Origin of the sequence: Peribacillus alkalitolerans (assembly GCF_010882125.1) — a bacterium.
Taxonomy (GTDB): Bacteria; Bacillota; Bacilli; order Bacillales; family DSM-1321; genus Bacillus_BN; species Bacillus_BN alkalitolerans.
Genome location: NZ_JAAGVZ010000022.1, coordinates 1 through 26,214, shown reverse-complemented (window position 1 = coordinate 26,214; position 26,214 = coordinate 1). Strand labels below are relative to the sequence as shown.

General features: G+C 39.6%; 21 protein-coding genes and 2 riboswitches. All 21 genes read left to right on the top strand.

Translation table 11 applies throughout. The features are described from left to right. The first annotated feature begins 32 nt into the window (after nucleotides 1-32). The 21 genes from G3O09_RS18645 to G3O09_RS18545 all read left to right on the top strand — a co-directional run bounded on the left by G3O09_RS18645 (nucleotide 33) and on the right by G3O09_RS18545 (nucleotide 25,911). Nucleotides 33-593 carry a hypothetical protein gene (locus G3O09_RS18645; RefSeq protein ID WP_163102954.1) on the top strand — a complete coding sequence of 187 codons (561 nt, stop codon included), beginning with the start codon at nucleotides 33-35 and terminating at the stop codon, nucleotides 591-593. 10 nt (nucleotides 594-603) lie between these two features. Continuing rightward, nucleotides 604-972: a hypothetical protein gene (locus tag G3O09_RS18640; RefSeq protein WP_163102953.1), complete on the top strand. Its 369-nt coding sequence runs from the start codon at nucleotides 604-606 to the stop codon at nucleotides 970-972. A 6-nt stretch (nucleotides 973-978) separates the two neighbouring features. Further along, the gene (locus tag G3O09_RS18635) at nucleotides 979-1,671 is read left to right on the top strand and encodes a hypothetical protein (RefSeq protein WP_163102952.1); all 693 of its coding nucleotides are present in this window, start codon (nucleotides 979-981) and stop codon (nucleotides 1,669-1,671) included. A 10-nt stretch (nucleotides 1,672-1,681) separates the two neighbouring features. After that, nucleotides 1,682-2,137 (top strand): DUF4234 domain-containing protein, encoded by a 456-nt coding sequence (locus G3O09_RS18630; RefSeq protein ID WP_163102951.1) that lies wholly within the window; start codon nucleotides 1,682-1,684, stop codon nucleotides 2,135-2,137. Beyond that, nucleotides 2,134-2,520, top strand: coding sequence for a pilus assembly protein (locus tag G3O09_RS18625; RefSeq protein WP_163102950.1), 387 nt, complete (start codon nucleotides 2,134-2,136; stop codon nucleotides 2,518-2,520). The genes G3O09_RS18630 and G3O09_RS18625 overlap by 4 nt, the downstream gene beginning before the upstream one ends. After that, nucleotides 2,517-3,146, top strand: coding sequence for a TadE/TadG family type IV pilus assembly protein (locus G3O09_RS18620; RefSeq protein WP_163102949.1), 630 nt, complete (start codon nucleotides 2,517-2,519; stop codon nucleotides 3,144-3,146). Before G3O09_RS18625 ends, G3O09_RS18620 begins: the two co-directional genes overlap by 4 nt. 279 nt (nucleotides 3,147-3,425) lie before the next feature. Then, on the top strand, nucleotides 3,426-4,829 hold the full coding sequence (locus G3O09_RS18615) for a branched-chain amino acid transporter BcaP (protein ID WP_163102948.1): 1,404 nt from the start codon (nucleotides 3,426-3,428) through the stop codon (nucleotides 4,827-4,829). Between the two features lie 257 nt (nucleotides 4,830-5,086). Then, on the top strand, nucleotides 5,087-6,043 hold the full coding sequence (locus tag G3O09_RS18610; protein ID WP_163102947.1) for an AAA family ATPase: 957 nt from the start codon (nucleotides 5,087-5,089) through the stop codon (nucleotides 6,041-6,043). A gap of 2 nt (nucleotides 6,044-6,045) precedes the next feature. After that, nucleotides 6,046-7,254, top strand: a complete 1,209-nt coding sequence (locus G3O09_RS18605) for a DUF58 domain-containing protein (protein WP_163102946.1) — start codon at nucleotides 6,046-6,048, stop codon at nucleotides 7,252-7,254. Beyond that, nucleotides 7,251-9,479 (top strand): DUF4129 domain-containing transglutaminase family protein, encoded by a 2,229-nt coding sequence (locus G3O09_RS18600; protein WP_163102945.1) that lies wholly within the window; start codon nucleotides 7,251-7,253, stop codon nucleotides 9,477-9,479. Before G3O09_RS18605 ends, G3O09_RS18600 begins: the two co-directional genes overlap by 4 nt. 39 nt (nucleotides 9,480-9,518) lie before the next feature. Then, nucleotides 9,519-9,620, top strand: a riboswitch (purine riboswitch). 261 nt (nucleotides 9,621-9,881) lie between these two features. Beyond that, nucleotides 9,882-11,402: a glutamine-hydrolyzing GMP synthase gene (gene guaA / locus G3O09_RS18595; protein WP_163102979.1), complete on the top strand. Its 1,521-nt coding sequence runs from the start codon at nucleotides 9,882-9,884 to the stop codon at nucleotides 11,400-11,402. Between the two features lie 94 nt (nucleotides 11,403-11,496). Then, nucleotides 11,497-11,598, top strand: a riboswitch (purine riboswitch). Nucleotides 11,599-11,741: 143 nt separating this feature from the next. Beyond that, complete coding sequence (locus G3O09_RS18590) at nucleotides 11,742-13,076, top strand: NCS2 family permease (RefSeq protein WP_163102944.1); 1,335 nt, start codon at nucleotides 11,742-11,744, stop codon at nucleotides 13,074-13,076. Nucleotides 13,077-13,381: 305 nt separating this feature from the next. Continuing rightward, nucleotides 13,382-14,149: a 3-hydroxyacyl-CoA dehydrogenase gene (locus G3O09_RS18585; protein WP_163102943.1), complete on the top strand. Its 768-nt coding sequence runs from the start codon at nucleotides 13,382-13,384 to the stop codon at nucleotides 14,147-14,149. Nucleotides 14,150-14,286: 137 nt separating this feature from the next. After that, a complete protein-coding gene (locus G3O09_RS18580) occupies nucleotides 14,287-16,377 on the top strand; it encodes a sigma-54-dependent Fis family transcriptional regulator (RefSeq protein WP_163102942.1) in 2,091 nt (696 codons plus the stop codon). A gap of 142 nt (nucleotides 16,378-16,519) precedes the next feature. Next, nucleotides 16,520-18,058, top strand: a complete 1,539-nt coding sequence (locus G3O09_RS18575) for an acyl-CoA synthetase (RefSeq protein WP_163102941.1) — start codon at nucleotides 16,520-16,522, stop codon at nucleotides 18,056-18,058. A 5-nt stretch (nucleotides 18,059-18,063) separates the two neighbouring features. Next, nucleotides 18,064-19,209 (top strand): acyl-CoA dehydrogenase family protein, encoded by a 1,146-nt coding sequence (locus tag G3O09_RS18570; protein WP_163102940.1) that lies wholly within the window; start codon nucleotides 18,064-18,066, stop codon nucleotides 19,207-19,209. A gap of 25 nt (nucleotides 19,210-19,234) precedes the next feature. Further along, a complete protein-coding gene (locus G3O09_RS18565; RefSeq protein ID WP_163102939.1) occupies nucleotides 19,235-20,389 on the top strand; it encodes a thiolase family protein in 1,155 nt (384 codons plus the stop codon). 16 nt (nucleotides 20,390-20,405) lie between these two features. Beyond that, complete coding sequence (locus G3O09_RS18560; RefSeq protein ID WP_163102938.1) at nucleotides 20,406-21,989, top strand: fatty acid--CoA ligase; 1,584 nt, start codon at nucleotides 20,406-20,408, stop codon at nucleotides 21,987-21,989. A 14-nt stretch (nucleotides 21,990-22,003) separates the two neighbouring features. Then, nucleotides 22,004-23,104 (top strand): CaiB/BaiF CoA transferase family protein, encoded by a 1,101-nt coding sequence (locus G3O09_RS18555; RefSeq protein WP_163102937.1) that lies wholly within the window; start codon nucleotides 22,004-22,006, stop codon nucleotides 23,102-23,104. A 39-nt stretch (nucleotides 23,105-23,143) separates the two neighbouring features. After that, nucleotides 23,144-24,763, top strand: a complete 1,620-nt coding sequence (locus G3O09_RS18550) for a long-chain fatty acid--CoA ligase (RefSeq protein WP_163102936.1) — start codon at nucleotides 23,144-23,146, stop codon at nucleotides 24,761-24,763. A gap of 71 nt (nucleotides 24,764-24,834) precedes the next feature. Further along, nucleotides 24,835-25,911 carry an NAD(P)H-dependent flavin oxidoreductase gene (locus tag G3O09_RS18545; protein WP_163102935.1) on the top strand — a complete coding sequence of 359 codons (1,077 nt, stop codon included), beginning with the start codon at nucleotides 24,835-24,837 and terminating at the stop codon, nucleotides 25,909-25,911. Nucleotides 25,912-26,214: the final 303 nt, after the last annotated feature.

Sequence of the window (26,214 nt, the reverse complement as noted above, 5' to 3'; positions counted from 1 at the left end):
CATCTATGTAGGTAGATATAGGAGAGAGTTATATGGGAAAAAAGGTACTCATTTTTACTTTGTTGCCACTTGTATTTTCGTTTGCGTTATTCTCGGTCGTCGATTTCAATTTAGGAAGTATAAGTTTTGTAGGAGTAACTCTACTTGCTTATTTTTTGTTCAATCTTTATTTGGATAGTAGTAATAAGTCCACGAACTCTAGAAGATTAAGAGGATTCTCCGCGTATTTGGGCTTTCTTTTATGTTCCATTTACCTTCTCTCACCGGCGGTCCTTTTATTGAATGGTTGGATGGTAATCATACTTTGGATCGTATTTTTCGTACTGTCGTATAGATATCGAGAAATTTTACTTTCTTCTATTCTTTCTAACGGCAAAGGAAATCGAGGCATTCGTTTTATCTATTGGGGTTCTGCGATTGTGGTGCTCCTAATCGGTGGGGGAGGTTATTATCCAGTTACTTCAAGGATCTTAAATCAATACCAAGGAGACTCAGCTTCCATTTTCCTATCATCTATATATCTATTCTTCTCTCTTTGGTTTTTAATCTTTGCACAAAGCAGTATTGCGAAATTCACTACATTTAAGGATTGAAGGGGAAAGCATGGATGTTAAGAAATTATTTAAGGCTGTAGGCATTGCCATTATCATATCAGCGGTGTTTGGTGCAGTTTCTGGTTGGATTGGATTTAGCAAATTACCCATCTTCTCAATCCTTTTGTTCTTTGTCACTTATAGTTCCGCTGGAGTACTTTCTGCTTTATGGAATGAGCAAACCCCTTATTCTGCCGCTTATTTTTCAGGGGTGACACTTGCGGTGTTGAATATGTTGTTTACGATTTTCTTCATGGATGTAAACGTGTGGACTGATGCGGATAGTACATTCAGAAGTCTACTTTTAGGAGCTGGGGCTTGTGTATTGGCTAGCTTTTTAACCATTCAGTTTGGACCCACTCTTTCGAAATTGAGGTAAAAAACTATGCATTTTAAGGAAGGCATTGAAATATACAACCGACATTTACTAAAAATAATCGCATGTACAATAACCTTTTTTCTTCCGATGCATTTATTCATCCTAGGTTGGATTCTGATTTTACAACAAACCATCCGACCTGAATTGATTAATTTCCATTTCTTGTTTCTTTACATCCTTATGTATGTTTCCATGATTCCGCCCTATATGAAAATTGCAAATAGGGATTTACTAGATGAGGAAGTGGATTTTAAGGAATTATGGAAAACCGTGTTAGGGCAGTTTGGGTTTCTACTCATTGCTTCGATTTCTTTTATGCTGATTTCTTTCATAGGCGCGTCCTTATTCTACATCCCTGTACTTCTTGCACTTGGTTTAATGGTTTTACTCCCATTGCACTATGAAGATTCTAAGAGCATTGGTGAGATAATAAAAAATACCTGGGTTTCATATAAAACGAACTTTATCGATTTGTTTTTATTTCTCTTATTCGTCATAGCAGCCAATGTATTGATATGGTTTCTCCTTACTGCGGGGGTTTCTTACTTCGAGACGAATCTTTTGGGATATACCGTTTTAAGAATGCTAATCCATTTAATCGTTTTTCCATATTTCATTATTTTATTAACGATAAACTTCCACCCCGATTACCAAAATACAAGGGGTCAAAAATTTTATACTAAAGGCTTGAAAGGATGATCAGGTACAAATGGAGCATCGAATCGAGCTTGATGAACATTTAGGTTTTAAGAAGACAAACATACTATTCATGGTACTGGCTAGCTATTTAACATTTGGCATGTACGTTCCTTATTGGTTCATTACGAGAAGAAAAGCACTTCAATCCCTTTCTTCTAATGTTCCTTTACCCTTAAATGGAATCGTCACTGTTCTAGGTTTATCTATTGTTTCATTATTAGCCTTGGTTTTTGGTCCTTTTATTCTTACTGAATATGGTCTAGAGCTTAAAGATAGCTTGGATTATATTGTTACGATGTATGGCTTGGGGATAGTATTATATGCGGCATTCAGAGTTAGAGAAATGTTGAATGATCATTGGAATGAAGAAATCATCCGCCCTGTGCCTGTGACTCTGTTCCATATCTGGTATTTACAATTCAAGATTAACAGAGTACTTGCCGAAAAGGAGAAGTTTTCTAAATGAGAAAGGCATTTAAAAACGAAGAGGGATCAGTCAGTTTAGAGTTTCTGGGAATCTTGCCTTTTTATTTTATGTTTTTTCTCCTCCTCTGGCAGGTAGTGGCTTCTGGATATGCAGTTCTTTCGGCAAAAACCGCATTGAATGATGCAGCCAAAACATTTGCATCCACGAATGATACAGTGGAAGCGGAATTGATAGCGAAAGAAGCTATAGGTAGCAGCTCGGTTATTAGTTATGAAGGGCTGAGGGTTACACCTGGTGCGGATGGTAGATTTACTATGACACTAGAATCAGAGCACTTTCTTATTTTTGTTCCACCACAATGGAAGGACAAAACGTCAGTTTCTTTGAGCATGGACGCAGTCGGTAGGGTACTGGTCCAATGAGATACCTAACGAATGAAAGAGGTAATGCTGTCTTTTACATGTTATGGTTATTAGGAATTGTGCTCATTTTATTTGTCATCGTAATTAATATCGCAAAAGTATACGTGGTAAAGGAACAATCCAGTTTAGCTGTCGATCAGGCTGCCTTCGCTGGAACATCTGTGTTAATTGACCAAACTAAAGCAGCTGTTGCACGTTTTGATGCTTCGGTTTTCTCTGTACCTCAAAAGGCGATGGATGGAGGGAAGAGTATATCCCAATTAGTAGAAGATAAAGCATTCGAATACTCCCATTTATCAAGATCAGAAGCTTATATAAGAGCGTTGAATCAGATTTTACCTGCACGCATAGAGAAGCATCCACCATTAAAACAAGAGTTTGTTAATACGTTTTATGATGTGGAAGGATTGGTCTATCCTTCTGTGCAAGACATTGTGCTAAAGAATGAGTCGAATTCTGAAGACACTGAAATTACGTTTTCAAAGGAAGAATGGAGGTTGGAGGTAGTTGCTTCGACCACTTTTAGAAGTATATCAGATCAAAAAATCATTCCGTTCTTTCAAGAAAAGATCAAGCAAAAAGGATATGGACCTTCCCTACACTATTTGGAGGAAGTTTTTCAATAAAAAAAATTAATAAATCCTTCGAAAATTATTTTTCGAGGGATTTTATTTTTGCTAAAAAAGTAATTTTATTTAGATATTCGAATAATTATTATGGTTAAAATAGTAAAAAATAACTAATTATATATATGAAATCAGGAAAATTAACAAAAAATTAATATTTCTAAATAAAATATTCACAAAAAGATTGTATTTTTAGAAAAATGAATATATTATAACTAAAGACGAAATTTCTGTTGAAATTTGTCGAATATATTTTTGTGATTGTAGAGGTGAAGGTGCATGAGTCTATTTAGAAAAAAGTCCATTGATGCTCTTATTAGAGAGACAGGACAGAAAGATATAACTTTAAAAAAGGATTTAGGTGCCTTTGATTTAACGATGTTAGGAATCGGGGCCATCATTGGAACGGGGATCTTCGTTCTGACTGGGGTTGCGGCTGCAAAACATGCGGGTCCTGCTTTGATCCTATCATTTATTATCGCAGGTTTGGCATGTGTGTTTGCTGCGCTATGTTACGCTGAGTTCGCATCTAGTGTTCCGGTATCTGGGAGCGCTTACACGTATAGCTATGCCACATTTGGTGAGTTTATTGCCTGGATATTGGGATGGGACTTAATTCTTGAGTACGGATTAGCGTCGTCAGCCGTCGCCAGTGGATGGTCGGGCTATTTCCAAGGCTTGCTCGCAGGATTTGGATTACATTTGCCAGATGCCCTCACGAGTGCGTATGATCCTACCAAAGGTACATTCGTTGATATACCAGCTATTATTATAGTCTTTATCATTACTCTATTATTGACACAAGGCGTAAAGAAATCTGCTAAGTTTAATACAGTAATGGTTTTTATTAAGCTATTTGTTGTATTGTTGTTTATTGCAGTAGGTGTTTGGTACGTGGAACCTGCTAACTGGACTCCATTTATGCCATTTGGTTTCTCTGGTGTAGCTACTGGAGCGGCTACAGTATTCTTTGCTTATATCGGTTTTGATGCAGTTTCAACCGCTGCGGAAGAGGTGAAGAATCCTCAAAGAAATATGCCAATTGGTATCATTACATCGCTACTTGTATGTACGATCCTTTATATTGTAGTTGCTGCTATTCTTACAGGGATTGTTCCTTACAACATGTTAGATGTAAAAAATCCTGTAGCATTCGCTTTAAACTTTATCCACCAAGATTGGGTGGCTGGTTTTATCTCTCTAGGTGCTATAACAGGTATTACAACGGTTCTATTAGTAATGATGTATGGACAAACTCGTTTATTCTATGCAATCAGCCGTGATGGATTATTGCCAAAAGTTTTATCTCGTGTAGATAAAAAGAAGCAAACTCCAGTTGTGAATTCTTGGATCACTTGCTTGATCGTTGCAATTTTTGCTGGATTTGTGCCATTAGGTAAATTAGCAGAATTAACGAATATCGGTACTTTATTTGCATTCATGACAGTTTCTGTAGGGATTTTAGTATTACGTAAAAACAAAAGTGTTCCAGAAGGAAGAGGATTCCGGGTGCCTTGGGTTCCGCTCATTCCAATCCTTGCTTTCGTCTTCTGTGGATACCTAATCTTACAATTGCCATCTACTACCTGGATCGCATTTGGTGTATGGTTAATCATTGGTTTATTCGTATACTTCATCTATGGAAGAAGGCACAGTGTATTAAACCAACAACAAGAAGGATAAGAAAAATGCTCGCGACTATCGTTGCGAGCATTTTTTCTGTCAACTTTTCACCTCCTAACTTATATTCCTCATAGGCTTTTATTGAATTTGTATTCAATGATCACCTGCAACTTTTCGCTCATTTTTCTCGTTTAACATATTGAGTCTGAAAAATCTGAATAGAAATAGTGTGATTGAAAGGTATTTGGAGATTCGAAATAGAATAATAATTAAAGATACAAAATATTACAAAATTCAACGTTATTCGGGAGGATTACATGGTTTACAAGCAAAGGAACCCTATCATTGAAACTATTTTAGAAAATATAGATAAAGTGATTATTGGAAAAAGAGATATTTCGGAGTTGAGCCTTGTGGCACTTCTTGCAGAAGGACATGTCTTACTAGAGGATGTACCTGGTGTAGGGAAAACGATGATGGTTCGTTCGTTAGCAAAATCAATCAGCGCAAACTTTAAACGGATTCAGTTCACTCCTGATTTGTTACCATCAGATGTTACAGGCACGTCTATATTTAATCCTCGAGAGCAGGAGTTTATCTTTCGTCCGGGTCCTATCATGGGAAATATTATTTTAGCTGATGAAATAAATCGTACGTCTCCTAAGACACAATCGGCCTTGCTAGAAGGAATGGAAGAGGCAAGTGTAACAGTAGATGGAGTGACAAGAAAATTGGAGCAGCCTTTCTTTGTTATGGCCACACAGAATCCTATAGAGTATGAAGGTACATATCCTTTACCTGAAGCCCAACTAGATCGTTTCCTTTTAAAAATGAAAATGGGCTATCCTGATGCATCAGAAGAAATGGAAGTTTTAACTCGTGCCCAGCTCATGCACCCTATTGAAGAATTGGATGCTGTCATAAGCTTAGAAGAGGTCCGTGCGCTTCAACAAGAAGTTAAGCAGGTGTATGTAGATGATACGATCAAACGATATATTGTTGACCTGGCTAACAAGACAAGGAAGGATCCGAATGTATATTTAGGGGCTAGTCCCCGTGGTTCAATTGCGTTAATGAAAGCTGCACAGGCTTATGCATTCATCAATGCAAGGGAATATGTACTGCCTGACGACGTGCAATACTTGGCACCATTTGTATTTTCACATCGAATCATTTTAAAATCTGAGGCTAAATACGATGGCATTAGTACGGAAGAGTTAGTGCAAAGGATTCTTACAAAAATACCGGTTCCGGTCCAAAGGCTAGTGAAATAGTGATGAAGAAATATTTACATGCAATACAACCTTATACGAAGATGATCGCATTGTTGATGATGATTGGCTTAAGCTTCGTATATGCCATGTTCCAAGGGGGATTTGTCAGTTGGTTTTTGTTTTATTGTTTTCTTCCGTTTGGAATCTACGCAATACTCTTATTCTTCTATTCGCTTAGAGACTTTAGAGTACAAAGGATCATTACAGCTTCCTCATATCAAGCCGGAGATGATGTGAGTATTAAACTGGAACTTTCCCGCCGATTTAGTTTCCCACTTCATTACTTAGTGGTGGAAGATATTTTGCCAGAAAAGCTAGCTAAATACTCTACAGTCACGACAAAGAAACTAGTATTTCCGGGTTTTAGAAAATCTATTAAACTAGATTACCATATTAACAATCTTGTTAGAGGTGAGCATGTCTTCAAGAATGTAGTCATTAAAACAGGGGATATGTTAGGGCTATTTCAAAAATCGTATGTAATGAAATTTGAAGGTAAATTATTAGTAATCCCCAAATACAACGACCTCCGTTTTAAACAAATGGTTGCCTTTTATGAGCAAGGCCAGACTGCATCGGTTGTGAAAATGCGTAGGGATACCTCTATCGTGTCTGGCATTCGTGATTACCAACCGGGAGATCGTCTAGGTTGGATTGATTGGAAGGCGACCGCCAAAAGGAACGAAATCATGACAAAAGAATTTGAAGAGCGCAAAAGCCAGGATGTATTTGTTATTTTGGACCAGTTCCCTTCAGAAACTTTTGAAGAATTGGTTTCCCTCACGGCTTCATTGGCGCATTCAATCATTAAAAGGGGAGTACAAGTAGGATTTACAGGAACAAATGACCTAAATGAGATGCTCTTGATACGGGGTGGAGACGCTCAGAAGCAAAAAATCCTATACCAGCTTGCTAAGGTAGAAGATAACACAAAAACAACCTTGGAAATGGTTCTTAAAGGCAGTGATCAGTACTTGCCATCCAATCTTTCCTTCTTAATGGTAACTTCTCATTTTACGGAAGAAACATTAAGGGCTTTATCAAACTTTAAACGAAACCGACCTGCTGCTATTTTTGTGGTCAAGAAAGATCATTCCAACAAAGAATCGGAAGTCAAACTTGAGGAAATGGCTCGAGTTCGAGGTATAACGCTTAAATTTTTAGCAGAAGGAGAATGGGAACTTGCATTGGCGGAGGTGGGAAGAAGATGAACCTTCACCTGAACAGATTAGAAAAGGTAGGTAACTTACTATTTTATATAGCAGGTTTATTTTTATTATGGGAATGGATGAGGCCGCTTGAGATTCTAACTGAAACAAGCAACCTATCCGTGTTCATTATTTTTATGGGTCTTGCTTTCCTTTTACAATATTTGCGATGGAGATTCGTATTCCGATTTATCATTTTATCCATCTACATATTATGGAGCATACACAAATTATATTTTGAGGGAATATTTTTCGTTAACCCTAAATGGTTAGTAGTGTGGTCAACAGAAATTGCGAATAATTTCTCCTTAATGATTAGTCAAGATTGGTCTGAAATAACCTACTCATTTCAGACGTTATTGTTCTTTTTATTGTTGGCTTTAATGACCTATCTAGTTCATTACTGGGTGGTAATAAGAAGAAAACTGTTCCTGTTTTTCTTTATGACCGTTGTTTTCATTACGGTTCTAGATACATTTTCACCGTATGATGGAAATGCCGCTATTGTTCGGGTACTAGTCATTGGGCTTTTAACCTTAGGGTTGTTAGCGCTATATCGATTGACTTTAGAAGAACGACTATCTATGGAATCTACCTTTTTAAAAAAATGGTTAGTCCCATTGCTGATATTCATATTAGTCGGAGCTGCGACTGGATTTGCAATGCCTAAGCATAAACCACAATGGCCAGATCCTGTCCCTTACATCATATCTTATTCAGAGAAATTTAAAGATGATGAAGGAACGAAGAAGGTAGGATACGGTGAGGATGATTCAAAGTTAGGCGGAGATTTTGAAGAAGATGATACGGTTATATTCACTGCCACAGCTGACACTAAACATTATTGGAAGATAGAGAGTAAAGACGTATATACCGGTAAGGGATGGGAGCCTTATATCGATAGTCGTGCTGGGGACTTTGCTTTCAGAAACGGTGAAGAGGTTGAATATTTTAAATACCCTCTTGGATTCAAGGCATTCAAACATACCGATCAAGTAAAAATTCAAGTGGGATATCAACATGTTCCATACCCAGAACCCTTAGCATTTACGAAGATAACTGCTGATCAGAAGGAGAGTCAATATGTTTTCCGAGGCATGGACGAAAAGGTAGCGGGGGGGCTTCCTCTAATATCCCAGTACTCCATAGATTATCAGGTGCCTGTTTTTAACTTAGATGAACTAAGGAAAATAACCGATGAATTTGTTTCTAATACCAATGATCCAACGGTGATGGATACTGTCTATGCGATTATGCCAGAACGCTATACCAATCTGCCAAATACCATCCCTTCTAGAGTAAGGGAGTTAGCAGAATCCTTAACTGCTGATAAAGAAAATTGGTATGACAAAGTGAAGGCAATTGAGAATCACTTCGACAACCCAGACTTTGTCTATGATCGAGTAGATATTCCGTACCCTGAAGAAAACCAAGATTATGTTGATCAATTCCTATTTGAAACGATGAGAGGATATTGTGATAATTTTTCCACTTCAATGGTGGTCATGCTTCGTTCCATTGGAATTCCTGCTAAATGGGTAAAAGGTTATTCTGATGGTCAATTATTGGAAACGAAAAGCGGACGCTCGACATATGAAATTTCAAATAACAATGCTCATTCATGGGTAGAAGTATATTTTCCAACTATAGGGTGGGTGCCGTTCGAACCGACTAAAGGTTTTTCAAACCGTACTAGGTTCGAGTCAACAATCAATGCAAATGAAAATGTGGATGATAAACCTCTGGAAGAAAAAACTCAACCTAATCAACCACAACCTGAAGTGAAAGATGAAACGAAAAAAAATACGAAGAAGTTCTCATTACAGGAGCAAATTGAGAATACTGTGGTTTACCTAAAAGAAAACCTGTTCAAATTCTTATTCTATATCCTTGTTATTTCGGGTATTTTATATGCGATCTATAAAAATCGTGGGAAACTGTTACCTAGATTCTGGTTATTCTATTATAGAAGTATCCAATCTGAGGAAGCTTTCTTGCGTGCGTATCCAGTCCTTCTAAAAGAACTGCAAAGATATGGACTAATGAGACAGCCCCATCAAACTTTATGGGATTATGCCAACTATATTGACTCCTATTTCATGATCAACGACATGAAAAAGCTTACTAAGAATTATGAAAAAGTGGTATACGGAGGCAAACAATCAAAAGAAGAATGGGAGCAATCGCGCGAATTGTGGGAAAATTTAATTAAAAGAACAATAGCTTGACCATTATTTTAGGGTATTGTTACAATAAAACGGAACTTAATAGATAACCGTGTTTTCCTTCGTATATCCTCGACAATATGGGTCGAAAGTTTCTACCGGATCGCCGTAAATGATCTGACTATGGGGGATGCATTGCCGTTTTGTATATACTTTTGTTTTGTACATACTTTATCAAGCAATGTGTCAAGCTATCGAATGAAGATACAACTAGAATTCTGCTAAGCAGATTCTAGTTTTTTCTTTATATAAAGCTATTGGAAATTATTTTCATAAAAATATTGATACACTTGTGAAGTTTTGCCAAAACTAATGTAATGACGGCTTCTCCTACAATTTAAAGACTTGATACTACAGAAGAGGTGACTAGTTGTGCCAGGAAAAACTGAACTGCATAATCAGGAAATGATCGTTGTATTAGACTTTGGAAGTCAATACAATCAATTAATCACGAGAAGGATTCGTGAATTTGGCGTTTATAGTGAGCTTCACCCACATACGGTTACTGTGGAAGAATTAAAGGCATTGAATCCAACAGGTATTATTTTATCTGGTGGCCCGAACAGTGTGTATGACGAACAATCATTCCGCTGCGATGAAGGCATATTTGAAATGGGTATCCCTGTAATGGGAATTTGTTACGGTATGCAATTAATGACAGTACACTTTGGCGGGAAGGTAGAAAAAGCCAAGCATCGTGAGTATGGAAAAGCAACATTGCAAGTTGAAGAAGGTGCGAAGTTATTCCATGGTCTTCCAATAGAGCAAACGGTTTGGATGAGCCACGGTGACTTAGTTGTAGAAACGCCTGAAGGCTTTACGATTGATGCGACGAATGCATCATGCCCGATTGCAGCGATGAGCGATTCTTCTAGAAATCTTTATGCAGTTCAATTCCATCCTGAAGTACGTCACTCTGAATTCGGGAATGAGTTGTTAAAGAACTTTGTCTTCGGAGTATGTGGAAGCAAAGGCGACTGGTCCATGGAAAACTTCATTGAAATCGAGATAGAGAAAATCCGTCAAGAAGTTGGCGATAAAAAAGTTCTTTGCGCACTAAGTGGTGGCGTTGATTCTTCTGTAGTTGCGGTATTAATCCATAAGGCTATTGGAGATCAACTAACCTGTATTTTTGTTGACCATGGATTGCTTCGTAAAGGAGAAGCGGAAGGCGTTATGAAGACCTTTACGGAAGGCTTTAACATGAATGTCATCAAGGTTGATGCAAAAGACCGTTTCATGGCTAAGCTAAATGGAGTATCTGACCCTGAACAAAAACGTAAAATCATCGGTAACGAATTCATTTATGTTTTTGACGATGAAGCTGCGAAGCTTGAGGGAATTGATTACCTAGCACAAGGTACTTTATATACGGATATTATTGAGAGTGGAACAGCAACGGCTCAAACGATCAAATCCCACCACAATGTAGGTGGACTTCCCGAGGATATGCAATTTAAATTGATAGAGCCCCTGAATACACTTTTCAAGGATGAAGTTCGTGCACTTGGAACGGAATTAGGTATGCCTGATGAAGTAGTATGGAGACAGCCATTCCCAGGTCCAGGTCTAGGTATTCGTGTACTTGGAGAAATTACAGAAGACAAGCTAGAAATCGTTCGTGAGTCTGACTATATCCTACGTGATGAAATCAAAAAAGCTGGTCTTGATCGTGATATTTGGCAATACTTTACTGTGCTTCCGAATATCCGTAGTGTAGGAGTTATGGGAGATGCCCGTACGTATGACTATACCATTGGTATTCGTGCAGTTACATCTATCGATGGCATGACCTCCGATTGGGCGCGCATTCCATGGGATGTACTTGAAAAAATCTCAGTCAGAATCGTTAATGAAGTGGCTCACGTTAATCGTGTCGTTTATGATATTACAAGTAAACCACCTGCAACGATTGAGTGGGAGTAACAGTAAAATACGAACGAAAGAAGGCGAACATAAAAAAATGTTCGCCTTTTTTATTGACACTATTTTGCTTACCTGTTACTATGAATATGCAATCATAATTCAATCAATCATACGTCGTATAGTATTGGGGATATGGCCCAAAAGTTTCTACCAAGCTGCCGTGAACGGCTTGACTACGATGTGGAAGAGTACTAGGCTATTAGTTCTTGTAAATGCAGGAAGCCTTAACCAAATTCTTTCACTTCTCGTACTGTCAAGCTTCGTCCACAGCGGAAACGAAGCTTTTTTGTTGTCAAAAACCTGTATTCCATGACATTTCCATTTCGGAGGGAAACGAGAATGAAGAAGTATTTTCAGTTTGAAGAGTTAGGTACAAACTATCGTCGCGAAATTATTGGGGGATTAACGACTTTCTTGGCTATGGCTTACATCCTTGTCGTGAATCCACTTACTTTATCTTTGCAAAGTATTCCTGATCTACCAGACGCAATGCGTATGGATTATGGAGCGGTCTTCGTTGCAACAGCTCTTGCAGCCGCAGTAGGATCGATACTCATGGGTATAATAGCCAAGTATCCAATTTCATTGGCACCAGGTATGGGATTGAACGCGTTTTTTGCTTATACAGTTGTGTTGACATACGGTATTCCTTGGCAGACAGCTCTTACAGGGGTATTAATTTCAGGGGTTATCTTCGTAGCATTATCACTTTCGGGTATACGTGAAAAAATCATAAATGCTATTCCGGTTGAATTGAAATACGCAGTTGGAGCTGGTATTGGGTTATTCATCACATTTATCGGTTTCCAAAATGCAGGAGTTATTGTAAACAATGATGCAGTTTTAGTTGGTCTTGGTGATCTTTCGAATGGTAATGCATTGCTAGCTATTTTCGGATTAGTCATTACAGTCGTGATGATGACAAGAGGTTGGAATGGCGGAATTTTCATCGGTATGGTGGTTACATCGATCGTTGGTATGATGTTTGGTCTAATCGATGTACCTAAACAAATCGTTGGTGCTGTACCAAGCTTATCTCCTACTTTTGGCGCTGCTTTTGAAGCATTTGCTGATCCTGGAGAAAAATTGTTCACTATTCAAATTCTAGTTGTTATTCTGACTTTCCTTTTCGTAGCTTTCTTCGATACTGCCGGAACTTTAGTGGCAGTTGCGAACCAAGCAGGTTTAATGAAAGGGAACATTCTTCCTAGAGCAGGAAAAGGTTTATTTGCGGATTCTTTAGCAATCGTAGTTGGAGCAATTTTTGGAACGTCTACAACGACATCTTATATTGAATCATCAGCTGGTGTTGCAGCGGGTGCAAAATCTGGTTTTGCTGCCATTGTAACAGGTTTGTTTTTCATACTATCTATTTTCTTCTTCCCGTTACTATCTGTCATTACAGCTCCTGTAACGGCACCTGCTTTAATCATAGTAGGGGTTCTGATGGTATCCTCTGTGAAAAACATTGAATGGGATCGTTTTGAAATCGCAGTTCCTGCATTCTTAACGATTATCGCAATGCCTTTAACTTACAGCATCGCAACTGGGATTGCGATTGGATTTGTCTTCTACCCAATCACTATGATTGTAAAAGGTAGAATCAAAGAAATTCATCCAATCATGTATGGATTGTTCGTAATCTTCTTGAGTTACTTTATTTTCTTAATCTAATCATTTAAACCGTAGTCCACTTAGGACTGCGGTTTTTTTATACTTTAAGAATGTATAAATTGGCAGCAAAGAAGTAAGGCGACGTCACGCCCAATTTTAGGATTAAAGTATAAGTGTAACTAGGCAATCGCCACTTAGGCTTGGCGCTAGCCAAGTTTACTAATGTCCGAAAATCAAACCTAAGTGTCCAAATTTTGTACATTATTTTTCCCTTTATGAATACGTTTTTACGACAATGCTTAATTTTAAGGTTGGTATAAAACTTGCAAGTTAAAAAAGTAATAATAGTTTAGGAGGTTATTAGAATGAAATTAGAACAAAGTTGTGCGTTAGTAACGGGTGGGGCTTCTGGTTTAGGGGAGGCAACGGTCAGACATATAGTGGCAAACGGAGGTAAAGCAGTCATTGTCGATCTTGCTGATGAACGGGCAGAGAAATTATGTGCTGAGTTAGGAGAAAAAGTAGCTTACATAAAAACGGATGTGACAAGGGAGGAAGATGTGATCCAAGCGATTGAGTATGCAGCGGATAAAATGGGAGGATTGAACACGGTTATAAACTGTGCTGGAATTGGAATTGCTAGCAAGGTATTAAGTAAAAAAGGTGTTCATGATTTAGGGTTATTTTCCAAGGTAATCGGAGTAAACTTAGTTGGAACCTTTAATATCATAAGACTGGCTGCTGAAAAAATGGTTCAAAATGAGGTGTTTGAAACAGGAGAAAGAGGTGTCATTATTAACACGGCTTCTGTGGCTGCTTTCGAAGGCCAAATAGGTCAAGCTGCATATAGTGCCTCCAAAGGTGGAGTGGTGGGAATGACACTTCCGATTGCAAGGGAGCTAGCTCCATTTGGGATAAGGGTCATGACGATTGCGCCCGGTCTATTCCATACTCCTATGTTTGATTCATTACCAGAAGAAGCTCGTGAATCATTAGGGAAAATGGTTCCATTCCCAACTAGATTGGGTTATCCTGCTGAATATGGTCAACTGGTTGGGTCAATAGTAGAGAATCCGATGTTAAACGGTGAAACGATTAGATTGGATGGCGGAATTAGAATGCAACCTAAATAATAGATTACTTGTAAAGCCAGTACACCACTATTCGTACTGGCTTTTTTCTATTACTGGAACAATTGTAAATTGGTCCTCATTCCGATAGTATTAAATTTATAATATTTAGATAATATTTATCGGAAGGGAGGGTTATTATGATTCGGTTTGAGGAAATCATTTCAAGGTTTGAAGGGAAAATTACAGCGGAAACCACTTTAGGGGAAGCGATACAATATATGTTACGTCATAAGTGGAACTTGCTTCCTGTAACGGATGAAGGAGGTAAATTAATCGGAGTATTTACGAGAAGTGAAATGTACAAAATGATCTTAGAGGGGCACGAGTTACAGACGCCAATCGAAGGGTCTATAAAAAAAGAAGCTTTTACATTACGAACTGATACTCCTTTTGAACAAGTAGAGAAAATGGTTCAGAAAAGCCCGGTTGGAACGGGTGTGGTACTACAACAGTCTGGTGAAGTAGCAGGGCTTTTTACGAAAACAGATATGGTCCTTGCCCTCTTGGATTCTTCTAATCTATTGAAAGAACAATTTGAAACCATTCTCTCTCATGCCCCTATTGGTGTATTTATGACCAATGAACATAGTGTTATTACATATTGCAATGACCGTTTATGCGCAATGAGTGGGAAAAGACTATCTGAAATTCTTCAACATCAAATGACGAGGATTTTTCCGGAACTTGAAGGATTGGTACATACAAGGGACAAGCAGGAGGACAGGAAATTTATCTCAATGACTTTTCCTAAATACAAAACTGTTGTTTTTCTCACCACTTATCAAAGACCGGATGAACAAAAAGGGTATATTGCCTTATTCCATGATATATCGGAAATTGAAAGGATGGCAGAGGATTTACAAACCGTCAAAAATTTAAAGATAATGTTGGAAACTGCGTTGGAAAACGCTTATGACGGTATTATCATGACGGATAAAAACGGACTTGTAGAAATGGTGAATCCTCCGTTATTAGAATTGTTCGACCTAACCCGGGAACAAGTGATGGGTCACCGAATCAATGATGTTTTACCAACACTCCAGCTTTCACACGTTTTTGAAACCCAAATGGCAGAGTTTAGTGATTTTCAGGAACGGAACGGAATTTCATATATCGTGCACCGTATTCCAATCATGCAGGATGGACAGGTTATAGGAGCTATCGGAAAAATCATGTTCCGTCAGCTGCATGAAGTGAACAAGCTATTGAAAAAATTACAAAAGGTAGAAAATAAAGCAAATTTCTATCAAAAACAATTTAAACAATCGGAGTCAGCAAGGTTTTCTTGGGAACATATCTACTCAGTGGACCCTTATATGGAGAAATTGAAAAGAAGTGCGGCAAAGGCGGCTAAAGGACGTTCTACTATTTTAATTAGGGGAGAAAGTGGAACGGGTAAGGAATTATTCGCCCATGCCATACATAATGGAAGTGCTAGGTGTGACGAAAAGTTTGTTGAGGTGAACTGTGCGGCTATCCCTGAAGATTTGCTTGAATCAGAATTTTTTGGTTATGAAGAAGGAGCGTTTACAGGGGCGAAACAGAAGGGTAAAATCGGAAAATTCGACCTGGCCAATGGAGGTACCCTTTTTCTTGATGAAGTCGGGGATATGTCACTTTCCTTGCAAGCTAAGTTATTAAGGGTCTTGCAAGAACGTGAATTTTATCGAGTGGGTGGAACGACTAGAATCAAGGTTGACGTTCGGATTATCGCAGCTACAAATCGAAATCTGGAGGAGATGGTGAAAAACGGCCAGTTTCGTGAGGATTTATATTATCGTCTCAATGTCATTTCGTTACTGATTCCTCCTCTTCGTGAAAGGCGCAGGGATGTTGATTCGCTTATTCAAATTATCATGAAGGATTTAAATCGATTACTGGGGACAAGTATAACCGGTATTTCCTCATTAGCTAGGACCGCTTTACTACAATATGAATGGCCTGGGAATGTGCGGGAGTTAAAAAACGTTTTAGAAAGAGCCATGACTTTTGCAGAACATGGGAAAATCCAAAAAGAAGATTTGCCGGACTATATGATATATGAAGAAAAGATAATGCGACAACCTATGGGAAACCTTTTTGAGGATGCGGAAATTCAGGCTATCCAAAAAGCATTAGACCAAGCGAAAGGGAATAAAGCGGAAGCTGCAAGATTACTAGGGATCAGTAGGTCAGGACTTTATGAAAAAATAAAAAAATATAGCTTAGTAAATAAAAGTGTCCGGTAAATGGACACTTTTTTTATGATTATGTACATATGTTACACAGGAATGTAGCAATAAAGCCGAGAAATATATAAATATATAGTATTTTGAAAATTGGCACAATAATTGCATCTCAATATAGCAAACGACATATTGGGGGATGTTTATGCATATTGGTGCTTATGTAGCTCAAAACGCAAGGAAATTTCCAGAGAAGCTAGCTATCTATTGTGAGGGTAGAACTTACACTTATCAACGATTTAATGAAGAAGTGAACCGTTTTGCACATGGATTATTAACTCTAGGAATTAATGTGGGTAACAAAGTTGCCCTGATGATGAAGAACTCGGATTATTTTGTTTTTGCTTTTTTTGCAGCAGCGAAAATTGGGGCGGTCATTGTACCTGTCAACACTCGACTTACTGCCTCTGAAACCCAATACATTCTAGAACAGTCGGATAGCATACTTGCCATTATTGATTCAGACTTTGAGGAAATTATTTTAGAGGCTAAAGAAAAATCAAGAATAAAAAACGTAGTGGTCGTTGGTCCAGTTCTGAAAGAGGGGCATGTATCCTATGAACATATCCTGTCTGAAAGGGTGGAAGACCCAGAAGTGGTGCTTACCGAACAGCATGATTTGGAAATTCTCTATACATCTGGGACGACAGGACGACCAAAGGGAGCATTATTCGACCATAACAGGATTTTTAAAGTGGGCGTTTCTATGATGGTTGCTATGGGGTTGAACCAGCACGACCGTTTCCTCCATTTGGCCCCGCTGTTTCATTCTGCCCAGCTTAACTTGTTCTTGATTTCTGGTGTGGTGTTAGGGGCCACTCATTATATTCATCGTGATTTCCATCCTCAAAAAGTGTTGCAGGCTATACAAGAACATAAAATTTCATTTTTCTTTGGTGTACCTGCCATGTATAACTTCCTGCTTCAAGTGCCAGATTCTAAAAATTATGACTTGTCCACGATTACGAGATGTGGGTATGGTGCAGCACCGATGGCACCTGAATTAGTGAGAAAAAGCATGGAATTATTCAAGACAGATCAGTTCTATAACTTGTGCGGTTTGACCGAAGCAGGTCCAGGTGGAGTGTACCTTGATCCTTATGGTCATAAAGAACATCTCGGAAAAGGGGGTACAGCTGTATTCCTATCTGAAGCGAGGGTCGTGACAGAATCTGGAGACGACATTATGCCTGGTGGAGTGGGAGAGTTCATTCTTCGTGGAGATACAGTAATGAAAGAGTATTATAAAAATCCGAAAGAAACCGCTTCTGCGATTAAGGGAGGTTGGTTGTACACGGGCGATTTAGCCACGATTGATCATGAAGGGTATATCACTCTTGTTGACCGGAAGAAAGACATGATCATTTCTGGAGGAGAAAATGTCTATTCCATTGAAGTGGAGCAGGTGTTATATGAGCATCCTTCCATTTTAGAGGCTGCAGTCATCGGCTTGCCCGATGAAGTATGGGGTGAAGCAGTCTGTGGCGTTGTAGTCCCTAAAGCGGGTGTAGCCATTGATGAATCTGAGTTAAAGAATTTTTGTCGAAAAAAACTAGCGGGCTATAAAGTTCCAAGAAGATTTTTTATAGAAAAGGAGCTTCCGAGAAACGCATCAGGGAAAGTATTGAAATATCAATTGAAACAATCGCACAATCAAGCGGTTTTAACTACAACTGAGGAGTGAAAGTTATGAAGCATCCCTATTTAACGGAAGATCATGATATTTTCCGAAAATCATTGAGAAAGTTCCTGGACAAAGAGGCATACCCTTTCTATGAACAATGGGAAGAGGATCGGATAATTCCTCGTTCTTTTTGGCAGAAGATGGGGGAACAAGGGTATCTTTGTCCAGACCTGCCTGAAGGATATGGAGGCAGTGAAGTGGATTGGGGATTCTCGGTCATTATCAATGAGGAATTAGAGCGAGTCGGTTCTGGATCTGTTGGTATCGGCCTTCATAATGATATCGTCGTCCCTTATATCACAGCCTTTGGAAATGAGGAGCAAAAGAAGCGCTGGTTACCAAAATGTGTGACTGGGGAAATTATTACGGCTATTGCGATGACGGAGCCGGGAGCAGGATCAGACTTAGCTAATATCCAGACGACCGCTGTGCTGGATGGTGATCACTATATTGTTAATGGCCAGAAGACATTCATTACAAACGGGATTCAATCAGATTTAATCGTCGTAGCTGTGAAAACAGATTTGAAGGTTGTGCCTAAGCATAAAGGGATTAGTTTACTTGTCATTGAAAGAGACACGCCTGGTTTTAGTAGAGGAAGAAAATTAAATAAAGTGGGTCTCCATTGCCAAGATACAGCTGAACTTATTTTTGAAGATTGCCGTGTTCCTAAAGAGAATCTTCTTGGAGAAGAGGGAAAAGGTTTTCTTTACATGATGGATAAGCTGCAGCAGGAACGTCTTCTTGTGGCGATTGCTGCACAAGTTGCTGCTGAAGATATGCTAGAGCAAACGATGGACTATGTGAAAAGTAGAACTGCATTTGGAAAGTCGATAGGACAATTCCAAAACACTCAATTCAAAATTGCGGAAATGGCTACAGATATTGAAATGGGGAGAGCATTCCTTGATCAATTAATTGCAGAGCATATGGCAGCGAGAAATGTAGTCACAAAGGTCTCCATGGCTAAGTGGAAATTGACGGAAGTAGCGAAAAAAGTAGCTTCTGAGTGTATGCAGCTCCACGGCGGTTATGGATATATGGAAGAATACAAGATTGCTAGAAGGTATCGGGATATTCCGGTAGCAAGCATTTATGCAGGAACGAACGAAATTATGAAGACAATCATCGCGAAAAATTTAGGATTATAAAATACGTACAATCAAGGAGGACACAATGAGACAGGCAGTCATAGTTGAAGGAGTTCGAACTCCAGTTGGTAGAAGGAATGGCTATTTAAAGGATATTCGTCCGGATGATTTGGCGGGAGCGGTTTTGGCTGAATTGGTAAAACGCGCAGGAATTGAACCGGGTTTAATCGACGATGTAATTTTAGGCTGTGTATCACAAGTGGGTGAACAATCGGGGGATATCGCACGGGTTGCGGCTTTGATTGCTGGGTTCCCAATTGAAGTGCCTGGCACGACGATTGATAGACAGTGTGGATCAAGTCAGCAGGCCGTTCATTTTGCAGCACAAGCTATCCTTTCTGGTGACATGGAAGTGGTTGTTGCGGGTGGGGTTGAAAGTATGTCCCGGATTCCAATCGGATCGAGTTACCAAGGAGCTCCTCTAAGTGACCAGTTGAAAAATAAGCATGAAATGATCCATCAAGGGTTATCCGCTGAAAGAATTGCGGATCAGTTTGGATTCTCAAGGGACGACTTGGATCAGTTTGCGTTGGAAAGCCATGAGAAAGCATTGAAAGCACAAAATGCAGGTTACTTTGATGCGGAAATCATGCCTATCCAGGTTACGTTAGAGAACGGTGAAACCATAACTGTTACAAGTGATGCTGGTCCAAGAAAAGGGACTACGCTTGAGGCACTTTCGGGCTTGAAACCAGCTTTCTTGGAAAATGGGAAAATTCACGCTGGGAACGCAAGTCAAATTAGTGACGGTGCGGCAGCACTATTGATCATGAGTCGTGAAAAGGCTGAAGAGCTAGGATTAAAAGCGAAATTCCTGATTCATACGAGGGTTGTAGTGGGTTCTGATCCTACATTAATGTTGACTGGCCCTATTCCAGCGACAGAAAAAGCGCTAGAAAAATCAGGTCTTTCTATTGATGACATCGATGTTTTTGAAGTAAACGAAGCTTTCGCGCCTGTCACGTTGGCATGGCTAAAAGAAACAGGTGCTGACCCAAAAAAACTGAATCCAAATGGAGGTGCCATTGCGCTTGGTCACCCACTAGGTGCCAGTGGAGCTAGAATCATGATTTCGATGATGAGTGAACTGGAACGTACGGGTGGACGCTACGGATTGCAGACAATGTGTGAGGGACATGGAATGGCAAATGCTACGATTATTGAAAGAATCATAGACTAAGTCGGGAGGATTGGCGATGACGATTACAATTGGAAAAATCTTTGATTTAACCGTAAAAAAATTCCCAGGAAAAGAAGCTTTATACGATACGAGAAGTAAGGTTCGAATGACGTATGCGGAGTGGGATGAGGAAGTAAATCGTCTAGCAAATGCACTACGTTCAAAAGGTGTGAAAAAAGGGGATCGAGTCTCGACGTTTCTGTTTAATCGTGAAGAGCTGGCTACTGCTTTTTTTGCCTGTGCAAAGCTTGGTGCCATTTTCAATCCTATCAATTTCCGACTGATGTCAGAAGAAGTTGCATACATCCTGCAAGATGCTTCCCCGAAGGTCGTTTTGTTTGAAAAATCGTTAGAACCAGTTGTCGCCAGAATTGAAAACAGGTTTCAACACATATCTTTTTGGTATACAGATGAAGATGTTCCTGAATATGCGAAGCACTACAAAACGAAAGTAACACAGGCATGTGCTCAATTCCAAGCCGAAAAGGTTGAAGAAACGGATACGTATGCAATTATGTATACAAGCGGAACAACGGGAAGACCGAAAGGAGTCATTCATCGCCATCGAGAAATGGTGGAACAAAGTTTGGTGCTGATTCAGTCTACTAAACTCAGCCAACATGATCGTGGGTTGATTATCGCTCCGATGTTCCATTGCGCTGAGCTGCATTGTTCGTTCTTACCGCGCGTACATATTGGGGCTTCGAACGTGGTCATGCACCATTTTCAGCCAGCACAAGTTTTACAGGAAATTGAACAAGAAAAAATCACGAAATTCTTCGCAGCCCCTACAATGTGGAACATGATTCTCCAAGAGGACCTAGGGAAGTACGATATTTCTAGCTTGAATTTAGGATTGTACGGGGCAGCCCCGATGGCTCCGGTGCTTGTTCGAGCTTGTCAAGAGAAGCTTGGCGTAAATCTAGTTCAAGCATACGGAATGACAGAGATGGGGCCAGCCATTACTGTATTGGCTGAGGAAGATCAGATCCGAAAGGCTGGATCGGCTGGTCAAGCGATTCTGAATCATGAAATACGAATTGTAAGGGCAAATGAAGATGGTCCTTCTGATCCTGATGATATTTTACCTCCCTGTGAACCAGGAGAAATCATTGTCCAAGGTCCGTCCATGATGGCAGGATATTTCAATCGCGACGAGGATACGGAAAAGGCAATGTATAAAGGGTGGTACCGTTCTGGTGATATCGGTTATCTGGATGAGGAAGGTTTCCTTTTTGTAAAGGACCGTGTTGATGACATGATCATTAGTGGTGGGGAAAATGTGTATCCCCGTGAAGTCGAAGATCTTCTGTATGAGCATCCTGGTGTCCTTGATGTGGCGGTAATCGGACAACCTGATGACAGATGGGGGGAGACAGTCACTGCTTTCGTTGTTGCTAAAGACTCTGCCCTAACAAGTGAAGAGCTGGATCTTTTCTGCAAGAACAGTGACAAACTAGCAAACTATAAACGACCAAGAAGCTACATTTTTTCTGAAAGTATGCCGAGAAATGCCAGTGGGAAAATCCAGAAATTCATACTACGAAAACGATTGGAAGAGGAACTTTCTCCAAACAAACCTTCTTCCCCTATCGTATAAGGGAGTGGAATGGGATGCTTGAAGGTATTAGAATTGTAGACTTTTCATATTATATTCCTGGACCATACGCGTCCCTAAGATTAGCTGAACTAGGGGCGGAAGTCATTAAGATTGAGCCCCTAACAGGTGATTTAGCAAGAGGGGAAAATGTTGGTGAAGGAGAGTTTGGCATTGTCTTTAAGGCCCATAATCGAAATAAAAAAAGTGTCGCTCTCAACCTGAAAAATGAAGATGATAAAAAGAAAGTTATTGAAATCATTAAGGAAGCGGACGTCATAATAGAAGGCTTTAGGCCGGGAGTCATGAACCGACTAGGTCTGGGCTATGAAGATATTAAGAAGGTCCATCCTGAAATAGTTTATTGTTCCATTACTGGGTATGGAGAAAACGGTCCTCTCAGCCACATGGGAAGTCATGATATCAATTATCTTTCGTTAAGTGGAGTATTGGCACAACTTAAGGATCATCATGGGAAACCCATTCATCCGACACATACCTTAGGGGATTATTTCGGTGGTTTAGCAGCAAGTGAGAGAATATTAGCAGCCCTTCTCACTAAGGTAAAAACGGGTGAGGGAAGTTATCACTGTGTTTCTGTCACTGATGTAATGGCTTCTACAATGGCCAACCATGTTTTGTACGACCAGATAAATGGTTACAAGCATGGAGTCCCTGTTTTAAGTGGTTCGATTGTTTCGTATGGACTTTATGAAACAAAAGATGAAAGGTATGTCAGTTTTGGGGCACTTGAAGAGAAGTTTTGGCAAAATTTTTGCGTCGCCGTAGGGCGAGAGGATTGGTTGCCGTACCATCATTCAAGAGCTGAAGATACCAATGAGACGTTCAGAGAAATGAAAGATCTTTTTAAAAGTAGGACAATGTCTGAATGGGGTTTATTCGGTTTGAGTGTGGACTGCTGTCTAACCCCAGTACTAGAAGTAAATGAGGTAAGCGAACATCCTTATTTTGTCCATACAAAACAAATTAATGAACCTTATTGGGGAGAGCGGCAGGTCAGGATGCATGCTGATTTGTTTAATACAGAAGGATCTAAGCCTCCTTCATTAGGGGAACATACAAACTCTATAATAAACAGAAGTGTCATGAAACCATAGTCTTTTAATATCTCTATTTGGCGAAAAGGGGAATGTCTTATGATGAATGTTTCGTTAACGGTTGGATCACTTCTTGAAAGAGCGGAAAAATTCTTTGCAAAAAAACAAGTAGTGTCACGGACTCTGTCTGGAATACAAAGATTTACTTATAAAGGAATCGGTGAACGGACTCGTCGTCTTGCTCATGCACTAGAAAAAATAGGAGTGCAAAAAGGCGAACGAGTAGGAACGCTAGCTTGGAACCACCATCGCCATCTTGAGACCTATTTTGCAGCTCCGGGCATCGGTGCGGTACTCCATACCATCAATCTAAGACTGTCTCCTGAACATATTTCGTACATTGTTAACCATGCTGAAGACAAAGTGCTTTTGGTAGATGAAGACCTATTACCATTAGTTGAGAAAATCCACACGACGTTTAAAACAGTAAAAGCTTACATCATCATGACAGATAAACCTGAATTACCGAATACAACCTTATCGCCTGTTTATTCCTATGAAAAATTATTGGAAGAATCAAATCCCAAACACCCCTTTAAGAAAGACTTAGATGAAAACGATCCTGCCGGAATGTGCTATACATCAGCGACTACAGGGAATCCTAAAGGAGTCGTTTATTCCCATAGAGGCATTGTTTTACATAGCTTTGCCCTTGGCCTAGCAGATACTGCTGCTGTATCGGAAAACGATGTGGCTATGCCAGTTGTGCCGATGTTCCATGCTAATGCATGGGGTCTGCCGTTTGCTGCAACTTGGTTTGGGACAACACAGGTTTTGCCAGGCCCTCAATTCACACCGAAACTCATAGCTGAATTGATTCAAGATGAAAAAATAACCATAACTGCCGGAGTACCTACCATTTGGCTTGGTTTATTAAAAGAGCTAGAGAATGGTTCGTATGACACGTCATCACTTCGAGCTATTCTTTGTGGTGGATCTGCAGCTCCTCGTGGAATGATTAAAGCATTCGAAACAAAATATAAAATCCCATTCTTGCATGCGTATGGGATGACGGAGACAACTCCGCTGGCTACTTTATCGAGGTTGAAAAGCTATCAGCAAGACCTTACTGAAGATGAAACACTAGATATCCGATCAAAACAAGGGTTACTAGTTCCAGGATTGGAGATGAAAGTTGTCGGTGTTGATGGTGAAGTTAAATGGGATGGAAATGATATGGGAGAGTTGATGCTACGAGGTCCATGGGTCGCAGATGAATACTACAAGGATGATAGATCACAGGATGCATTTAAGGACGGCTGGTTATATACTGGAGACGTAGCAACAGTTGACGAAGAGGGAGTTGTGAAGCTCGTTGACCGGACAAAAGATTTGATAAAAAGTGGTGGCGAATGGATTTCTTCGGTCGATCTTGAAAATGCCTTGATGGCACATGAGGCTGTATTTGAAGCAAGTGTCGTTGCAATCCCGCATCCTGAATGGCAAGAGCGGCCGATTGCTTGTGTTGTGTTGAAGGAAGCTTACCAGGATAAGGTGGATAAACAGGAATTATTGGAATTCCTTGCACCACAATTTGCAAAGTGGTGGATTCCAGATGACGTATTGTTTATTAATGAAATACCGAAAACATCAGTTGGGAAATTCCTAAAGGCTACCCTTAGAGATCAGGTGAAAGAATACTTAGTGAAAAAAGTGTAATTTTACAAAATGCCTCTATTATTAAATTATAATAGGGGCATGTACTATTTGTGTTAAGGGGGAAATGCGAGATGAAGATACACACAAAATTATGTGAGTTGTTAGGGATTCAATATCCCATTATCCAAGCTGGGATGGCAGGTGGCCCGGCTAATGCAGATCTCGTGATTGCGGTTTCGGAAGCAGGGGGACTCGGGACTCTTGGTGCTGCCTATATGAAACCTGAAGAGATTCGTGAAAGCATTAGGAAAATAAAATCGAACACAAAAAAACCTTTTGCTGTTAATTTATTCAGCACAAACATGGAAGATAATTTAGAGGGAATAGAATCTGTGCAACCTGTACTTAATAAAATGCGCGAGAAATTTTTAATTGCTCCAAAGGGAAATAGGGTACATACAGATAATCTCTTTAAAGAACAATTTGAGATTTTAATAGAAGAGAACGTCCCGATTATTAGTACGGCGTTTGGGCTTTTATCTCCTGTTGAAATGGATAAATTAAAATCATTGGAAATAAAGACGATGGCAATGATCACGACTGTTAAGGAAGCTGTTCTAGCAGAAAATAATGGGGTCGATGTCCTGGTTGCACAAGGAAGTGATGCAGGAGGGCATAGGGGGACATTCGATGTAAGTGAAAATCCTTACGGGGCTAACATTGGCACGTTTTCTCTCATTCCTCAAGTAGTGGATGCGGTAAACATCCCAGTTGTGGCTGCAGGAGGTATAATGGATGGAAGAGGGTTGGTGGCTGCACTAGCATTGGGAGCAGAAGGTGTTCAGATGGGGACAGCGTTTTTAACTTCACAAGAGTCTGGAGCACATCCTTCATATAAACAAGCCTTGCATGAAAGCAATGAAGAAAGTACGGTCCTAACAAGAGTATTTTCTGGACGTCCGGCTAGAGGGATTAAAAATACATTCATTACTGATTTTGAGAAAAGTGGAATCTCACCAATGTCCTTCCCAACACAGAATTCATTGACAGGGGATATTAGAAAGGAAGCAGCTAAACAGAATAATCAAGAATATATGTCACTATGGGCAGGTCAAGCTACAAGACTGCTGCGAAAATCTATAGAAGCAGGAAATCTAGTTGAAATCTGTATTAGGGAAGCGGAACAGTTGCTAGAATACGATAAATAAAATCTATTAAATTATTAATTTATAGTGTTGACTTTGCTTGTACACGATGATATTATTTTCAATACACGCCTCGAGCGCCTAGTTAATTATGAAGATTGGACATGTTCCTTTGAAACTTCGAAAAAAACTTTTTGAAAAAAGTTGTTGACTAGATACTTGATGATGTGGTAAGATGATTAAGTTGCTTCAGAAACGAAGCAGAGAAAATTGCTCTTTGAAAACTAAACAAAACAATACGTCAACGTTTAATTTTAAGTCTTTTTAATAAGACATTTTATGAGCAAGTCAAACACTTTTTGGAGA

Excerpts from the sequence above, each read along its gene's own strand:
- G3O09_RS18645 (WP_163102954.1), top strand. The coding sequence starts at position 33 with ATGGGAAAAAAGGTACTCATTTTTACTTTGTTGCCACTTGTATTTTCG.
- G3O09_RS18640 (WP_163102953.1), top strand. The coding sequence starts at position 604 with ATGGATGTTAAGAAATTATTTAAGGCTGTAGGCATTGCCATTATCATA.
- G3O09_RS18635 (WP_163102952.1), top strand. The coding sequence starts at position 979 with ATGCATTTTAAGGAAGGCATTGAAATATACAACCGACATTTACTAAAA.
- G3O09_RS18630 (WP_163102951.1), top strand. The coding sequence starts at position 1,682 with ATGGAGCATCGAATCGAGCTTGATGAACATTTAGGTTTTAAGAAGACA.
- G3O09_RS18625 (WP_163102950.1), top strand. The coding sequence starts at position 2,134 with ATGAGAAAGGCATTTAAAAACGAAGAGGGATCAGTCAGTTTAGAGTTT.
- G3O09_RS18620 (WP_163102949.1), top strand. The coding sequence starts at position 2,517 with ATGAGATACCTAACGAATGAAAGAGGTAATGCTGTCTTTTACATGTTA.
- G3O09_RS18615 (WP_163102948.1), top strand. The coding sequence starts at position 3,426 with ATGAGTCTATTTAGAAAAAAGTCCATTGATGCTCTTATTAGAGAGACA.
- G3O09_RS18610 (WP_163102947.1), top strand. The coding sequence starts at position 5,087 with ATGGTTTACAAGCAAAGGAACCCTATCATTGAAACTATTTTAGAAAAT.
- G3O09_RS18605 (WP_163102946.1), top strand. The coding sequence starts at position 6,046 with ATGAAGAAATATTTACATGCAATACAACCTTATACGAAGATGATCGCA.
- G3O09_RS18600 (WP_163102945.1), top strand. The coding sequence starts at position 7,251 with ATGAACCTTCACCTGAACAGATTAGAAAAGGTAGGTAACTTACTATTT.
- guaA (WP_163102979.1), top strand. The coding sequence starts at position 9,882 with ATGATCGTTGTATTAGACTTTGGAAGTCAATACAATCAATTAATCACG.
- G3O09_RS18590 (WP_163102944.1), top strand. The coding sequence starts at position 11,742 with ATGAAGAAGTATTTTCAGTTTGAAGAGTTAGGTACAAACTATCGTCGC.
- G3O09_RS18585 (WP_163102943.1), top strand. The coding sequence starts at position 13,382 with ATGAAATTAGAACAAAGTTGTGCGTTAGTAACGGGTGGGGCTTCTGGT.
- G3O09_RS18580 (WP_163102942.1), top strand. The coding sequence starts at position 14,287 with ATGATTCGGTTTGAGGAAATCATTTCAAGGTTTGAAGGGAAAATTACA.
- G3O09_RS18575 (WP_163102941.1), top strand. The coding sequence starts at position 16,520 with ATGCATATTGGTGCTTATGTAGCTCAAAACGCAAGGAAATTTCCAGAG.
- G3O09_RS18570 (WP_163102940.1), top strand. The coding sequence starts at position 18,064 with ATGAAGCATCCCTATTTAACGGAAGATCATGATATTTTCCGAAAATCA.
- G3O09_RS18565 (WP_163102939.1), top strand. The coding sequence starts at position 19,235 with ATGAGACAGGCAGTCATAGTTGAAGGAGTTCGAACTCCAGTTGGTAGA.
- G3O09_RS18560 (WP_163102938.1), top strand. The coding sequence starts at position 20,406 with ATGACGATTACAATTGGAAAAATCTTTGATTTAACCGTAAAAAAATTC.
- G3O09_RS18555 (WP_163102937.1), top strand. The coding sequence starts at position 22,004 with ATGCTTGAAGGTATTAGAATTGTAGACTTTTCATATTATATTCCTGGA.
- G3O09_RS18550 (WP_163102936.1), top strand. The coding sequence starts at position 23,144 with ATGATGAATGTTTCGTTAACGGTTGGATCACTTCTTGAAAGAGCGGAA.
- G3O09_RS18545 (WP_163102935.1), top strand. The coding sequence starts at position 24,835 with ATGAAGATACACACAAAATTATGTGAGTTGTTAGGGATTCAATATCCC.